This is a genomic window from Sodalis sp. (in: enterobacteria) (assembly GCF_051710625.1).
GTDB lineage: Bacteria > Pseudomonadota > Gammaproteobacteria > Enterobacterales > Enterobacteriaceae > JBPESN01.
On sequence record NZ_JBPESN010000066.1, the window covers coordinates 1 to 12,656 of the forward strand.

Sequence of the window (12,656 nt, forward strand, 5' to 3'; positions counted from 1 at the left end):
ACCGAGCAGACGCGCGTGCTGCGCTATATGTGCAATGTGCAGCCAGGGTTTTACCACGTTACCCCAAACAGGGCCACAAGCCCCGTGTGGCAGCGGGACGTCAGGGGATGCTCAGCAAAGATTGAGGTACTGCTCGCCAGCGCCGGGCGGCCCTGGGGGCTACCTCAATGGCATGATTGCGCGTATGCTGCGCGAAAAAAAGCCCGTAGAATGGCTCGATAATGCGCAGGTGCGCCAGCTGATGTAAATGCAGATTATGGACGCTAAACGGCACGGGAGGCCGTGATGCAACCGTCGCTGCAGCCCGCCGATTACACCGAGGTGCAGGCGCTGTTGCCGGACTCAGTGCAGCAGATTGCCGGCCTGATAGGCTTTCCGGCCACCGAGGCACTTATTCGTCATTTCGGCGGGGTGCCGTTTCGCATCGGCAAGGGATTGCGCGGCGCGGGGGAGCGACGCATTGCCCCGCTGCAGGAGATCCTGACGCCCTCGCAGGTGGCGCTGCTGATGCGCCATTTTGGCGGCGAGGAGCATATCCCCCGCTGTGACAAGGCGGGGCGCACCTGGCGCAACCGCTGCTTTCTGGCCGAGCTGGACCAGCTGCTGGCTGGGGGAGTCCACCAGCATGGCCCTGACGCTATTGTGCCCGCGCTATGGCATCACCGCGACCCGCGCCCGCGAACTGGTGTGCCAGTGTCAGGCGGGGTCACCGCCTGAGCAATCCACCCTGTTCTAAATATTACCCTCTACGCCCCCGTCATCGGCACCGCCGGTCACCTTGCGCCACAATAGCCTCATGTTCTGCATGAGGTTTTTTTATGTCCCGCGCCATTCATCGCATCATTATTCACTGTGCCGTCACACCCAATGGGGGCGTCCTGGGCCGGGACGGCGAAAACGCCGCCCAGGTGATTGACCGCTGGCACCAAGCGCGCGGTTTTCACCGTGACGCCCCGGCCAATGATAACGGTCTGACCAGCATTGGCTAGCATGGGGTGATTGACGCTGACGGTCAGTGGCTGACCGGGCGCGATGTGGAAGAAGTGGGTGCCCGTGTGCGCGGCCATAACGCCGATTCGCTGGGTCTCTGCCTGGTGGGCACCGACCAGTTTACGTCGGCGCAGTGGGCCGTGCTGCGCACCCAGGTATTGACGCTGCGTGTGCGCTGGCCCGAGGCCACTCTGCACGGCCACAATGAATTTTCCAGTAAGCTGTGCCCAGGATTTTCAGTACCGGCCTGGACGTCGGGGAACTTCGCGTCGCTGCGCGACTATTTGTGTAAGCGTATCCCATGATGGCGCGTCTGGCCGAGCTGGTCACCAATCCCGAGGGGCGGCTGTCGACCTCGGATGTGATTATCGTCGGCGCGCTTCTGGTCAGCTCCCTGGTGGTGCTGGGCTGTGCCTGGAGCCGTCAGGAGACCGACCCGACCTGACGCTCGGGGTCTATCTCGGCGCCTGGGTCACCTATGGCGGTGGCGCCCGCTTTAGCCGGACGGCGCGCCCGTAAACAGGGAGACGCTGATGACACGGCTACTCGCACTGATTAAGTTCATTCGCCGTCCGTGGTGGATAGTCGTACTGGTTGCCGCTCTGGCCGGCGGTGCAGGCTACTGGCGCGGCACACAGCAGGCCAGGCTGGTCGCCCAGGCAATACTGGCCACCCGGCAGGCCGAGTGTGAAGCTCGACAACGCCAGCAGGCGCAGAGCACACAACAGGCGCTGGAGACCGCCCTGATCCGGCAGCTGCGCCTTTCCCCGCGCCGACCATGACGACGGCCCGGATGCGCTGCACATGCTCTGAACGCTGGCCATGACCCACGGCCCGAAAACCGAATACCGCTCATTAGTCCGATGACCGTCACCCCGGACGGCGGGGCTTTTCCCGTGAAGGCTGGTAATGGGCATGCTCACCGATATTTACGGTCGGTTGTTGCGCCGCCGCACCCTGACGCAGCCACAGACTGCCGATGACCGCCACCTGCGTTATCAACAACTGACTGAGCACCCCTCGCTGGGTATCGATATCCGCCGGGTGTATGACATCCTGAGCGAGGCCGAACAGGGGCATCTGGTGCGCCAGGCTGACCTGTTTTTTGATATGGAGGAGCGCGATGGCCACCTGTTTGCCGAGATGAGCAAGCGCCGCCGTTCGGTGATGCCGCTCACCTGGCGCATTGTGCCGCCGCGTCATCCCAGCGCACAGGAAAAGGCCATGGCGGACGCCGCGACGGAATGGTTTTCAGACCTGCCGGAGTTTGAAACGCTGCTGTTTGACTTGCTGTTCGACTTGCTGGACGCCATTGGTCACGGCTTTGCCGCGGTGGAGATCGGCTGGAAACAGGCGGAAAACATCTGGCTGCCCTGCGCCTTCTACAAGCGCCCGCAGGGCTGGTTCCAGACCGCGACCCATAACCGTAACGCCATCCGCCTGATTGACGGCAGCCTCGACGGCGCTGAACTTAACCCCTTCGGCTGGCTGCTGCATCGTCACTAGGCTAAAAGCGGCTGGGTGGCGGAAAGCGACCTGTTCCGGGTACTGGTATGGACCTACCTGTTCAAGAATATTGCCGCCCGTGACCTGGCAGAGTTTCTGGAAATCTACGGCCTGCCGACGCGGGTGGGCACCTATTCCGACGGGGCCAGCGAGGAAGAGAAAAACATGCTGCTGTAGGCGCTGCGCGACCTGGGACATAACGCCGGCGGCATTATCCACGAACGCACCGCTATCCGCTTTGAGTCCGCTACACAAGGGCAGGTCGACCCGTTCCAGTATATGATGCAGTGGTGCGAAAGCACCCAGTCCAAGGTCATTCTGGGCGGCACCCTGACCACCCAGGCGGACGGCAAGAGCAGCACCAATGCCCCTGGGCAACGTGCATAACGAGGTGCGCCATGAGCTGACCGCCAGTGATGCGGTGCAGCTAGCCGGTACGCTGACCCGCAACCTGCTTTACCCGTTGCTCAAGCATAACGGCTATAGCGATATCACCCCGCGCCGCATGTGCCGCTTTGAGTTTGATACCCGCTAGCCACGCGATATGAAGGAGACCGCCGATACCCTGGATCTCCTGGTGCGCAGCGGTGTGCCGGTGCCGGTGACCTGGGCACTGGCGGAAAGCGGCATTCCCGCCGCCCGGGACGACGAGCCCCTGCAGCCGCCGCCGGGCAACCTGCCGACCTTTACCGGGGGCCAAGCCTGATGCCGAAGGCTGGCCAAGCATGGCGGCGCTGAGCGTTGCGCACACGCCTGCCGCCACCGAGCAGGCGCTGGAAGACGCCCACGGCGGACTGGCAACGCCGGTTAACCAGACCATGCAGACGCTGTTGACCTCGCTGGTCACCCGCCCTGCAGCAGGGGCAGACGCCGGAGGCGGTGACCGCTATGCTGGCGGACAGCTTGCGCCACGGCAAGATGCTGACACAGTTCCAGGATGAGGTCTTACCGCTACTCAGCGCAAGGGCTGGCTGGGCAAAGGGCTAAAAGCCTCAGCAGACGGCGAGCTGGAGGGGAAAAAGCTGTTGCCTTACCGACTGAAGACCATTTTTCGCACCAATACCCAATCTGCCTATATGGCCGGGCGCTATCAACGGCTGCGCGAGAACGTCGACCAGCGCCCCTACTGGCGGTATGTGGCGGTGATGGACAGCCACACCCGCCCCGGCCATGCCGCGGGGCATGGCCGGGTGTTCCGTTATGATAATACGGGCTGGGACACCCTGTTTCCTCTTAACGGCTACAACTGCCGCTGCCGGGTACGGGCGCTGACGGCCGACCAGCTTGCACGTCACCCGATCGGACTGGAGTCCACCGACGACTATCGCGTCACGGTTGACCAGCCGCAGGGCGTGAACGGCAAGACACGGCCGGTGACAGGATTGAAAGACCCTAAAACTGGCCACGTATTTACCCCGGATGCAGGCTTTTATCTGAACCCCGGCAAAGGCTACCTCAGCCATCTCGGCGAGCAGCTGTTCAACCGCGCAGCCCGCGCCGATACCCGGCTGGCGGCGCAGGCGGTAGAGGAAACGCTGGACCACCTGGCGTTGCTTCATGCCCTCAACCGCGATACCGGTAACTGGGTCAGTCAGGTGATGGCCCGGCAGCAGGCATGCGGCGACGTTCGCCCTGTCGGCGCATTGCGACCTGCCGTGATGTACGCGCTGTCCTGCAAAGGCGTGGTGCCGGACTCGGCAGTGATCATCACCCTGACGGACGCCAACCTGCTGCACGCTACTCGCGACAGCAAGCAGGGTGCGCTGCCGACTACCTTCTGGGCGACCCTGGTATCATCGCTGCGCCAGCCGCGCGCGATCATCTACGACCGACAGCAGGCGACGCCGGCGTTACTGTATGTGTTCGATCGGGTTTGAGGGGACGGGGAAGCTCGTAATGTACATTGACGGCACGCTCAAGGTACGTAATGAGCTGAATGGTAAGCGTTAAAAAGTTAACACAAACCTGATACGTACCGGTAAGATCCTGCAAGACCTATCAGCACTGCGTAACAAAAAGGTTTATGATCTGCTGTGGGGTGCGCTGGATTGAGCGGGTGGCGTTGGACTTGAACCGGATCATGTTGGCAACGTGACAGCAACCGTTACCCATTGGAAACAACCACCCTGCCATGAGTGTACACCATGATTGGCGTCACGATCACTGTTCCTGATACCCTTGCATCAAGCCCTTGAGCGGCTGGCGCAGTCCCTGTGCCACCGCCAGCCGTTGATGCACACCCTCAGTGAAGACCTGTATGACGCGGTGATGGAGAGTTTCGAGCGGGAAGGCCGCCCGCGCTGGCTGCCCATTGACCGCGCCGGCAAAATCCTGCAGCAATCAGGGCGGCTAGCCGCCTCCATTGACAGCGAGGCCGATAACGACCAGGCCGTGGCGGGGACCAATGTGGTGTATGCGCGCATCCGCCAGCAGGGCGGCACCACCCGGCCCCATACCATTCGCTCCCGCTATAATAAGGTCGCTGGCCTTTAACGGTCGGGTGGTAAAACGCGTCAATCATCCCGGATTAACGATACCGGCGCGGCCCTTTCTCAGTCCAGCCGACCAAGACGATCAGGCCCTGGTGTACACCATCAATGATTACCTTACAGCGCGCGTTGGACGAATAACGCTCTGTAAAGGCCGTGGCGCGTTTTTTGATAGTGGCAGGCGGGGGAAATGGGCGGGTGAAACCGCGTTAAGCGATTCTGGAGCGATTTAAACGGGTTTTAAACGGGGTATCGCCGCCCGCGTCAACGGTGTAGTCTGATGGCAGTCCGTTTGTATCCTTTTCCTTCCCCCACTCTTACCCCCTACACCCCCGTCACGACGAGATACCCGACGCCCAGGTTAGGCTGTTTCCCATGAATACACTTTCTGAGACCGCCACCGCGTGAAAAACACCGTCCGCCTTGCCGCACTGACCGTAGCGCTGGAGAGCGCCGGCACCCATGTCCAGCTGTTTCCGGCCGGCACCTTTCGCTCGCAGGATACACGCCCCACCGACGTGGCGCCCTGGCGGCTGGAGGAACCGCAGGCCCGGAGGCTGATTGACGCTGCCCAGGCGCGCCAGACGCCGTACTGCTTTGACTATAAGCACCAGGCTATCCATGCCCGGGAGAACGGCCAGCCAGCGCCGTCCGCCGGCTGGTATTCGCAGCTGGAATGGGTCGAGGCCTGGGGCTGTTTGCGGTGGATGTCGAATGGACCGAGCGTGCCCGCACCCTGATTGCCGCCGGGGAGTACCGCTTTGTCTCCCCGCTGTTTCAGTACGACAGGCAGGGCAATGTGACCTGCCTGGTGAATGCCGCGCTGACCAACGTGCCGGCGCTTGACGGTATGGCGGCGCTGCTGGCGGCGGCGTCACAACAACTCACGGGAGAAAATAACGTGGATGAACTGTTAGAACAACTGCGCTGGATGCTGAATCTGCCGCTGTCGACCAGGCTTGAGGAGGTGACGATTGAGCTGAAAAAACTCATTGATCGCCTGTCGGGCGGACAAGGAACGGCGGCCAGCCGCATCAATCTGTTGTCGCTGCTTGGTGAGAAGGATAACCAGATTGCCGCGCTGTCACAGCAGAGCAGCACGCCCCTTGATCCGGCTGCCTATACCCCGGTCAGCGTGGTCAATGAGCTGCGTGAGCAGGTGGCGGCACTCGGTCGTCAACTGAGCGGCAACGAAGTCACTGCCCTGTTGATGGCGGCGCTCAGTGATGACAGCGTGCTCAAAGGGGCGGATGAGGACTGGGCGCGGCGGCTGGGTGAAAAAGACGTGGCGCTGCTGCGTGAGCACCTGGCCACCCGTCAGCCAATTGCCGCGCTGTCGGGGCTGCAGACCGGCGGCAACGCGCCGCAGGGTATCGGGGCGCGGCCATCGCCTCTGGGCGCATTGGATGCGCCGGCCCTGACCGCCTGTTACGCCTTTGGCCACAGCGCCGAAGACCCATTGCCACCATGATGAAAGATGAGGTGCAGCCATGACCGCCACCACGCAAGATCGTAATACTCCGTACCGGGACGGCGAACTGAGGCCCTATCCGGTGGCGAAGAAAGAAACTATTCCGGCCGGCGTTATCGTCTGCCTCAAGGGCGGCTATGCCGTCAACGGCCAGGGCGGCAACGGCGACCAGTACATAGTGGTGCGCCGCCACAAGGCGTTTTTGTGGGAGAACTACGGGCGCTGTGAAGCAGGAGCATGTCGGCAAGCCGGCCTATGCAATGGATAACCAGACGGTCTCTGCCAGCGACGGTAGCACGCCCGCGCAGGAAGGCAAGCCGGGAAAACCCGCCAGCCGCTGTACGGCAGGTACCATCATTATGCTTGACGCGGCGGACGTCTGGGTCGAATAAAAAGACACTGCATATGTTAGTGAATACTGCAAATTTAAAGGTGATTTAATGCAACATTAAACTCACCTTTAACCAGGCGTTTGACGCCGCGCCCACCCAGTGGGAGAAGGTGGCCACCCTGGTGCCCTCTACCGGCAAGGAGAACACCTACGCCTGGTTAAGTCGCTTCCCACGGATGCGCAAATGGATAAGCGACAAGCAGGTCAAGGCGCTGGCGGCGTCAACCTACACCCTGATCAATGATGACTATGAGGCCACGGTAGAAGTCGATCGCAACGACATCCAGGATGACCAGCCCCAGGCGCAGGATGCGGGCTTTGCCGCCAAAAACAGTGGCCGGATGAGATGGTGTTTGAGCTGCTGAATTAAAGGCTTCAGTGAAAAAGGCTATGACGGCCAGCCGTTTTTTAGCGATACGCACAGTATGGGTAAAATCACTTACTCCAATCTCGGCAAAAAACCGCTCTCAACGGCCTCACTGGTCAAGGTGCAGGCGTCCTACGATGAGGGGCGCAAGCAATTGCGCCAGATGAAGGACGAAGAGGGGCGGCCACTGAATATCATGCCCAACCTGCTGGTCGTGCCGCCGGCGCTGGACGATGTGGCGCGTACCTTTATCACCGCCGAACGTCTAGATGACGGCAAGGCTAATATTTACAAGGGCACCGCCGAGGTGCTGGTCGTGCCCTGACTGACCTCGGACTGCGCCTGGTTCCTGATGAATAGCAGCCGCCCGTTAAAGCCGCTGATTTTCCAGCAGCGCCAGGCCCCGCTGTTTGTCGCCATGATCGATATCAACAGCCCGGACGTGTTTATGCGCAAGCAGTTCAAGTTTGGTGCAGAGGCACGCGGCCTGGCCGGGTTTGGCTTCTGGCAGATGGCCTACGGCTCGATGGGCAAATAAGCGTGTACGCTCGCCTTGAGGATATGGTGTTGCGCTTCGGTGAGCAGGAGGTGCGCATTCTGACCGACCGCGACAACACTGGCGAGATTGACGCCACCGCGCTGGCTGGCGGGTTGCAGGCGGCTGCCGATGAGATTAACGGCTATATCCGGCGGGTGCTATACCCTGCCGCTGCCGGTAGCGTCCTCCGACCTGCGCGACATTGCCTGTGATATCGCCCACTACCGCCTCACTGGCACCGAACGGGTGTGCACCGATAAAATCCGTGGCCGCTACCGCGACGCCATCCGCTATCTAGAAAACGTCGCCAATGGGCGGGTCACGCTGGCCACCACCCAAAGCGGTGGCACGCACGCTGCAGGGCAACGCCGGGGCGGCGTTCTTTTCCGGTCGCCGCGTCTGGGGATGCAACCAGACAGGCGGAGGGGGATTTTAATGATAAGCGAGATTGAAAATGTCATGATGGCGCGGTTTAAAGCGGGTCTGGGTCGCATGGTATCTGCCGTGGGCAGCTATGGTGGCGAGCTGAAGGATGTGGGGGCTATCGCCCGTGTGCTGCCCGCCTGCTGGGTGACCTTTCTTGGCGTGTAGCGGACCCAACCGGTCAGTACCCATAAACGCCGCTTTTACACCTCCGGGCATTTCTCGGTGCTGCTGGCGGCCTATTCGGTGCGAGAGGAAGGCTCAGCGCAAGGGCGGCCCGGCCATGGAAGCGCTGGAAATCATGCTGCGCTCCCTGCCGAAGGAAAAAGCCTTTTCCTAACCTGCCGAAGGTGATGAAAAACGCCACGGCCACCGGGGCTGAGCTCAAAGAGATGGCGCTGCTTGCAAAATGCGGCGGTCAATTTTAACCTCAGTGAGCGCGACAGCCGCATCGCCCTGAATGGGGCCACCATAGCGGCGCAACACGGTCTGGTGGATGTGCCGCTGCTGGCCTTGGCTGTGCCGCGCGCACTCGAGGCCGCCAAGTCGGCCGGCTTCCGCGGGCGGCGGGGGCTATGCCCAGACCCTGGCGCTGTTTGAAGCCGCCGCCTCAGTTGCCGGTGAGCCGGATGAGGCTGCCACCAACGCCAACGATTTACTGGCAGAGCTGTCCTCTACCAACTTAAAGAACAACGCTAAAAATCTGCTTATCCGGGGCAAGGGTGTCGATATCCAGGCGCTGATGACTCAGGATGCGAAAGCCGCCCTGACGGCGCTCGATACGCTGGACCGGGTGATACAACTGGCAGACAGACACGATGCGCAAACGAAAAACTGCGCGCCGAGCTGGCCAATACGCGCGATCCGGAAAAGCGCGCTAACCTGGAAGCGGCGATTGAAGGGCGTCACGGTGCCCATGTCTCGACCCTGCTGACCAATCAGCAATCGCGCAATGCGTTTTATGGTTATGAACGCAACAGGACGATGTTCCGACAGCTGACCGATAAGGTGGTCAAGCAGTTTGAGACGCCGGAAGGGGCGCGTTCGGCTGATTTGGATTTTAGCCTGGTCAGAAAAGGCAGCCAGTTTTGGGTTCAGCAGGCAGAGAATGAAAAACTCTTTGCCACCAACGACGCCGTGGCCCCGGGCTCTCAAGTCCTGGGCGATGTGGCCGAAAGCGGGGCCAGGCTGGCACAGGAATTCCCGGGTCTCACCATAGCGGCAACCCAGGCGTCGCTGGCCATTACCGCGCTAGGTGCGGCGGCAGCCATCAAGACCGGCGCGGACCTGCTACCGGCGTCGTTCCGGGGTATCGCCTTCGATTGCCTCTACACCCGCGAGGTGCTGGCCCGCGACACGGTGGTGTATGAATACCCCTAGCGCGACGGAGCGGAGATGGAAGACCACGGGCTGAAAGCACTGAACCCGCGCCTGTCAACGCTGTTCTGGGGCAACGGCTACCAGGCGCGCCTCAAGGCGTTTCTGGCGGCGCGGTGAGCTACTTCACCCAGTGTATGGCTCGCTGCCGCGCGTGCAGCTGCTGGAAGCGGGCGTTGAGCACGAGGTAGGGCTGCTTAATGCGGTGACCGTGGAGCAGGTGTTTGTCGAGGCCAGCACCGAACAGGCACTGTTTGCGCTGGTCGGTACTACCCCACGCACCGGCGGCCTGCTGAACCATGTCACCGCCGGGTTGTCGGACGCACTGGCGACCATCCGGCGCGGCAATGAAGGTATCGCCCGCATCAGTAATCTGGTTGCCTCGGCGGAGTATGTGGTGCAGACCTCGCTGGGCAGCGTGATAAACTACCTTGACATGCCCACGGCGTTTGTCTCTGACCTGAAAAGGTTGCTGTCCGCTTTCAGTGACCGGTTGAATTTTAGCGAGGTGACGCGGCTGTCAGACTGGCGGGCGGTGCGCAGTCAGGGGGAGCGGCTGGCCGGGTTTGCCGGACGGCGTGTGACTGCCAGCGCTGCCGGCGCCTCCACCCTAAACCGCGCCAGCATTATGCCGCAGGCCGACCGTGAGCTGATTAACCAGACCGTGCGCCTGGTGACGATAGCGGAGTGGGTTGACGTGGCGGCGGATATCTTTCAGGCGGAAGGGAAGCCGCCGACGCTCTCTGGCAGCGATATTAAACGCCAGTGTGAGGAGGTGCGCGCGTTAATCATGACAGCCATCGTGACACAGCGCACCGTGATGGACACCCGGCAGCGGACAGCGCACCAGGCCCGTGACGTTACACCCGACGCCCGTAACGACAGCCGGCTTATCGCTGCGCTGCAGCAGCTGGCCTACCAGCTGCAGAGCCAGGCCGGCACCCTGATAGTGCGCTGTCCGCCGCGCGTTTTGCGGCGGGTCACCCGGGCGTGTAATCTGCATCTGCTGGCCTTTAAATGATACGGCGAGGCCGCGCGTACCAGCAAACTGGCCCGATTAAATCCCACCCTGCGCAACCCTAACGTGCTGCAACCCGAAGACCGTTTGTATGCCTTCGCCCGTTAACACTACTGAGCGCATCGCCCTGCAGATTGGCGGGGTAGCCCCATGATGACTGGCTGGATATTGAAGTGGACGCCGACCTGCTGACCCTGGCGGCGGGCGGGGCGTTCACCGTCGGGCTAAGTAAGCCAGGCCCGTCTGCCGCTGGAGGTTAGGGTGGGCGTACGGGCCGAACTGCGTGCCGGTGACGCGCTTATCATGATCGGCCAGAGGTAGATGAATTGCGCCACGAGGTGGCGCACGGGCAGCATACACTGAGCGTTTATGGGCGCGATGCGGCCGCCGTGCTGGTTGACTGCTCGGCCCCGATATTCAGCGCCCGGGACATGAGCCTGTAGGAGGTGGTCACCCAGATAGTGCGGCCACTGGTCGTCACCCGCATTCGTCTGCAGGCTACCTCGCCGCTGGCCGCCAAAAAAGTCAGCATTGACTCCGGCGATATCGCCTGTGGCGCGCTGCGCAAGGCGGTGGACGCCAGCGGGCTGTGGCCTTGGGTGAGAGCGCCGATGGCACCATGGTGGTGGGCGGACCGGATCACAGCACCCCGCTGGTGGATACGCTGATATTGCGGCGCGATGGCCAAAGCAATAACCTGCTGCGCTTGGCGGTGAGCGGAAATATCAGCAGCCGCTACTCCGAGGTGACGGTACTGGCCCAGGGGCACGGCAGGGTCCAGGCCGACGGCCGCCATGACCGCCGCAGTCAGGTGAAAGATAAAACCGTTCCGCTCTACCGACCCCTGGTGGCGGTGGTGGGTGATACCGACAGCGATGAGGAGGTGTATTTTCGCGCCCGCAAGCTGATGGCGGATGCCAGGCTTAACGGGGTCTGCTTATCACCGCCGTGGTGCGCGGGCTGCGTGCTGCCACAGGCCAGCTGTGGGCACCGGGCCAGCGGGTACGAATAAAGAGCGAGCCGCACGGTCTTGACAACATTTTTACTTGATGCACTGACGTTTCAGAGGCGGGCGCGGCCTGCCTCTGCAGACACTGCTGACGCAGCGCGAGGATGGCGTCTAGTTGCCGGATGCGCTGCCCGGAAGCAAACGAGTGAGTAAAATCAAGGGCCAAAAAGGTACAAAAACGTTATGGCAAAGCTGGGAGCAGATAGATGGCTGACCTGATAGGCACACATTACAACCAGCGTATTCGCCGTGCCCTGGGCGGCCGTGATTGCCACCGAACAACAGCACCTACCGGCTGCAAGGGCTGGCAAATGGCGAGGTATAGCGCTCTACAGTGACGAAGGCGCTAAAATCGTTATCCGGCGCAAAAGAATTATCGAGGTAGAATGCGACGAGTATCGGGTTAAATGCAAACGCTATCAGGCTCAGGCCGAAGAGCGCGCCGGCTTTGAGACGCCGATGCTGTTAACCTCACAAGCACTGACCGCCGAGGGCCCTATCAGCGGCCGCGGCGGTATGACGATTAAGGGCGGCTACGGCGCGGTGGCGCGCTTTGCGGGGGATATTGAGCACCAGGGCGGCACCCTGCGCAGCGCCGAGGTGGAAATCGACGGCATCCGGCAAAGTGGACACAGGCACCCGACACCTTCTGGGCTGTCCGACGGACCGGTTAACGGGTAAGATAGCGTCGCTGCTCGCGACGCACACCACCGTACCAGTTATACCCTCTACGCCCGCGTCACTTCCTCCCGCTCCGTCGCCTACCTTACCCTGACGCCATGGACGCACTGATTGACAGCCAGACCGGTGATTGCACCGGCACTCGCACCACTGACCTGCATAACGCGGCCTACCTACGCCTGATGACGCCGCGCGGGCAATATGGGCTGACCCGCAGCTGGGGTCACGTGTGCACGAACTGGCGCAGGCCAAAGACTCGGCCACCACCTGGCGACTGGCTCAGCAATATGCCGAATAGGCATTGCAACCACTGCTGGCCGATAGCCACGCCCGCCGCATTGACGTCCGGAGTCAGCTGTCCGGCACAAGGTGACCTGAGGCTACATATCGACGTCG

25 protein-coding genes and 2 pseudogenes are annotated in these 12,656 nt (G+C 61.8%); all 27 read left to right on the forward strand.

Features of this window, described 5'->3' with window-relative positions:
* Positions 1–285 precede the first annotated feature (285 nt).
* Complete coding sequence (locus ACTBDU_RS13305) at positions 286–717, forward strand: hypothetical protein (protein ID WP_438806785.1); 432 nt, start codon at positions 286–288, stop codon at positions 715–717.
* Positions 718–818: 101 nt separating this feature from the next.
* Positions 819–989: a hypothetical protein gene (locus ACTBDU_RS13310; protein WP_438806786.1), complete on the forward strand. Its 171-nt coding sequence runs from the start codon at positions 819–821 to the stop codon at positions 987–989.
* A 6-nt stretch (positions 990–995) separates the two neighbouring features.
* Positions 996–1,295 carry a hypothetical protein gene (locus ACTBDU_RS13315; RefSeq protein ID WP_438806787.1) on the forward strand — a complete coding sequence of 100 codons (300 nt, stop codon included), beginning with the start codon at positions 996–998 and terminating at the stop codon, positions 1,293–1,295.
* Positions 1,292–1,435 (forward strand): hypothetical protein, encoded by a 144-nt coding sequence (locus ACTBDU_RS13320; protein WP_438806788.1) that lies wholly within the window; start codon positions 1,292–1,294, stop codon positions 1,433–1,435. Before ACTBDU_RS13315 ends, ACTBDU_RS13320 begins: the two co-directional genes overlap by 4 nt.
* Positions 1,436–1,523: 88 nt before the next feature.
* A complete protein-coding gene (locus ACTBDU_RS13325) occupies positions 1,524–1,772 on the forward strand; it encodes a hypothetical protein (RefSeq protein WP_438806789.1) in 249 nt (82 codons plus the stop codon).
* A gap of 361 nt (positions 1,773–2,133) precedes the next feature.
* Positions 2,134–2,883: pseudogene (locus ACTBDU_RS13330) on the forward strand (phage portal protein family protein).
* The gene (locus ACTBDU_RS13335; protein ID WP_438806790.1) at positions 2,861–3,031 is read left to right on the forward strand and encodes a phage portal protein family protein; all 171 of its coding nucleotides are present in this window, start codon (positions 2,861–2,863) and stop codon (positions 3,029–3,031) included. The pseudogene ACTBDU_RS13330 and the gene ACTBDU_RS13335 overlap by 23 nt, the downstream one beginning before the upstream one ends.
* A gap of 9 nt (positions 3,032–3,040) precedes the next feature.
* Positions 3,041–3,202 carry a hypothetical protein gene (locus tag ACTBDU_RS13340; protein ID WP_438806791.1) on the forward strand — a complete coding sequence of 54 codons (162 nt, stop codon included), beginning with the start codon at positions 3,041–3,043 and terminating at the stop codon, positions 3,200–3,202.
* A 19-nt stretch (positions 3,203–3,221) separates the two neighbouring features.
* Positions 3,222–3,437: a hypothetical protein gene (locus ACTBDU_RS13345; protein ID WP_438806792.1), complete on the forward strand. Its 216-nt coding sequence runs from the start codon at positions 3,222–3,224 to the stop codon at positions 3,435–3,437.
* Between the two features lie 84 nt (positions 3,438–3,521).
* A complete protein-coding gene (locus tag ACTBDU_RS13350; RefSeq protein WP_438806793.1) occupies positions 3,522–4,373 on the forward strand; it encodes a phage head morphogenesis protein in 852 nt (283 codons plus the stop codon).
* Between the two features lie 301 nt (positions 4,374–4,674).
* Complete coding sequence (locus tag ACTBDU_RS13355; protein WP_438806794.1) at positions 4,675–4,989, forward strand: phage virion morphogenesis protein; 315 nt, start codon at positions 4,675–4,677, stop codon at positions 4,987–4,989.
* Positions 4,990–5,503: 514 nt separating this feature from the next.
* Positions 5,504–6,456, forward strand: a pseudogene (locus tag ACTBDU_RS13360) (phage protease).
* Between the two features lie 19 nt (positions 6,457–6,475).
* Entirely contained in the window at positions 6,476–6,724 is a 249-nt protein-coding gene (locus tag ACTBDU_RS13365) for a hypothetical protein (RefSeq protein WP_438806795.1), read from the forward strand.
* On the forward strand, positions 6,717–6,848 hold the full coding sequence (locus ACTBDU_RS13370; RefSeq protein WP_438806796.1) for a hypothetical protein: 132 nt from the start codon (positions 6,717–6,719) through the stop codon (positions 6,846–6,848). Before ACTBDU_RS13365 ends, ACTBDU_RS13370 begins: the two co-directional genes overlap by 8 nt.
* Positions 6,849–6,903: 55 nt before the next feature.
* Positions 6,904–7,212 (forward strand): Mu-like prophage major head subunit gpT family protein, encoded by a 309-nt coding sequence (locus ACTBDU_RS13375; RefSeq protein ID WP_438806807.1) that lies wholly within the window; start codon positions 6,904–6,906, stop codon positions 7,210–7,212.
* A 60-nt stretch (positions 7,213–7,272) separates the two neighbouring features.
* The gene (locus tag ACTBDU_RS13380) at positions 7,273–7,539 is read left to right on the forward strand and encodes a Mu-like prophage major head subunit gpT family protein (protein WP_438806797.1); all 267 of its coding nucleotides are present in this window, start codon (positions 7,273–7,275) and stop codon (positions 7,537–7,539) included.
* Positions 7,540–7,752, forward strand: coding sequence for a Mu-like prophage major head subunit gpT family protein (locus tag ACTBDU_RS13385; protein ID WP_438806808.1), 213 nt, complete (start codon positions 7,540–7,542; stop codon positions 7,750–7,752).
* Positions 7,753–7,754: 2 nt separating this feature from the next.
* Positions 7,755–7,964, forward strand: a complete 210-nt coding sequence (locus ACTBDU_RS13390; RefSeq protein WP_438806798.1) for a phage protein Gp36 family protein — start codon at positions 7,755–7,757, stop codon at positions 7,962–7,964.
* Positions 7,882–8,343, forward strand: a complete 462-nt coding sequence (locus ACTBDU_RS13395; protein ID WP_438806799.1) for a phage protein Gp36 family protein — start codon at positions 7,882–7,884, stop codon at positions 8,341–8,343. Before ACTBDU_RS13390 ends, ACTBDU_RS13395 begins: the two co-directional genes overlap by 83 nt.
* A 328-nt stretch (positions 8,344–8,671) precedes the next feature.
* The gene (locus ACTBDU_RS13400; protein WP_438806800.1) at positions 8,672–9,109 is read left to right on the forward strand and encodes a hypothetical protein; all 438 of its coding nucleotides are present in this window, start codon (positions 8,672–8,674) and stop codon (positions 9,107–9,109) included.
* A gap of 50 nt (positions 9,110–9,159) precedes the next feature.
* The gene (locus ACTBDU_RS13405) at positions 9,160–9,555 is read left to right on the forward strand and encodes a hypothetical protein (RefSeq protein WP_438806801.1); all 396 of its coding nucleotides are present in this window, start codon (positions 9,160–9,162) and stop codon (positions 9,553–9,555) included.
* A 15-nt stretch (positions 9,556–9,570) separates the two neighbouring features.
* Positions 9,571–9,672, forward strand: coding sequence for a hypothetical protein (locus ACTBDU_RS13410; protein ID WP_438806802.1), 102 nt, complete (start codon positions 9,571–9,573; stop codon positions 9,670–9,672).
* 34 nt (positions 9,673–9,706) lie between these two features.
* On the forward strand, positions 9,707–10,573 hold the full coding sequence (locus tag ACTBDU_RS13415) for a hypothetical protein (protein WP_438806803.1): 867 nt from the start codon (positions 9,707–9,709) through the stop codon (positions 10,571–10,573).
* 443 nt (positions 10,574–11,016) lie between these two features.
* Positions 11,017–11,238, forward strand: a complete 222-nt coding sequence (locus ACTBDU_RS13420) for a hypothetical protein (RefSeq protein WP_438806804.1) — start codon at positions 11,017–11,019, stop codon at positions 11,236–11,238.
* Positions 11,196–11,582: a hypothetical protein gene (locus ACTBDU_RS13425; RefSeq protein ID WP_438806805.1), complete on the forward strand. Its 387-nt coding sequence runs from the start codon at positions 11,196–11,198 to the stop codon at positions 11,580–11,582. Before ACTBDU_RS13420 ends, ACTBDU_RS13425 begins: the two co-directional genes overlap by 43 nt.
* On the forward strand, positions 11,552–11,620 hold the full coding sequence (locus tag ACTBDU_RS13430; protein ID WP_438806809.1) for a hypothetical protein: 69 nt from the start codon (positions 11,552–11,554) through the stop codon (positions 11,618–11,620). The genes ACTBDU_RS13425 and ACTBDU_RS13430 overlap by 31 nt, the downstream gene beginning before the upstream one ends.
* Positions 11,621–11,828: 208 nt before the next feature.
* Entirely contained in the window at positions 11,829–12,260 is a 432-nt protein-coding gene (locus tag ACTBDU_RS13435; RefSeq protein ID WP_438806806.1) for a hypothetical protein, read from the forward strand.
* Positions 12,261–12,656 lie beyond the last annotated feature (396 nt).

Coding starts and splice junctions, on each gene's coding strand:
- ACTBDU_RS13365 (WP_438806795.1), top strand. CDS start 6,476: ATGACCGCCACCACGCAAGATCGTAATACTCCGTACCGGGACGGCGAA.
- ACTBDU_RS13395 (WP_438806799.1), top strand. CDS start 7,882: ATGAGATTAACGGCTATATCCGGCGGGTGCTATACCCTGCCGCTGCCG.
- ACTBDU_RS13340 (WP_438806791.1), top strand. CDS start 3,041: ATGAAGGAGACCGCCGATACCCTGGATCTCCTGGTGCGCAGCGGTGTG.
- ACTBDU_RS13345 (WP_438806792.1), top strand. CDS start 3,222: ATGGCGGCGCTGAGCGTTGCGCACACGCCTGCCGCCACCGAGCAGGCG.
- ACTBDU_RS13310 (WP_438806786.1), top strand. CDS start 819: ATGTCCCGCGCCATTCATCGCATCATTATTCACTGTGCCGTCACACCC.
- ACTBDU_RS13335 (WP_438806790.1), top strand. CDS start 2,861: ATGCCCCTGGGCAACGTGCATAACGAGGTGCGCCATGAGCTGACCGCC.
- ACTBDU_RS13325 (WP_438806789.1), top strand. CDS start 1,524: ATGACACGGCTACTCGCACTGATTAAGTTCATTCGCCGTCCGTGGTGG.
- ACTBDU_RS13305 (WP_438806785.1), top strand. CDS start 286: ATGCAACCGTCGCTGCAGCCCGCCGATTACACCGAGGTGCAGGCGCTG.
- ACTBDU_RS13380 (WP_438806797.1), top strand. CDS start 7,273: ATGGGTAAAATCACTTACTCCAATCTCGGCAAAAAACCGCTCTCAACG.
- ACTBDU_RS13410 (WP_438806802.1), top strand. CDS start 9,571: ATGGAAGACCACGGGCTGAAAGCACTGAACCCGCGCCTGTCAACGCTG.
- ACTBDU_RS13405 (WP_438806801.1), top strand. CDS start 9,160: ATGTTCCGACAGCTGACCGATAAGGTGGTCAAGCAGTTTGAGACGCCG.
- ACTBDU_RS13370 (WP_438806796.1), top strand. CDS start 6,717: ATGGATAACCAGACGGTCTCTGCCAGCGACGGTAGCACGCCCGCGCAG.
- ACTBDU_RS13320 (WP_438806788.1), top strand. CDS start 1,292: ATGATGGCGCGTCTGGCCGAGCTGGTCACCAATCCCGAGGGGCGGCTG.
- ACTBDU_RS13400 (WP_438806800.1), top strand. CDS start 8,672: ATGTGCCGCTGCTGGCCTTGGCTGTGCCGCGCGCACTCGAGGCCGCCA.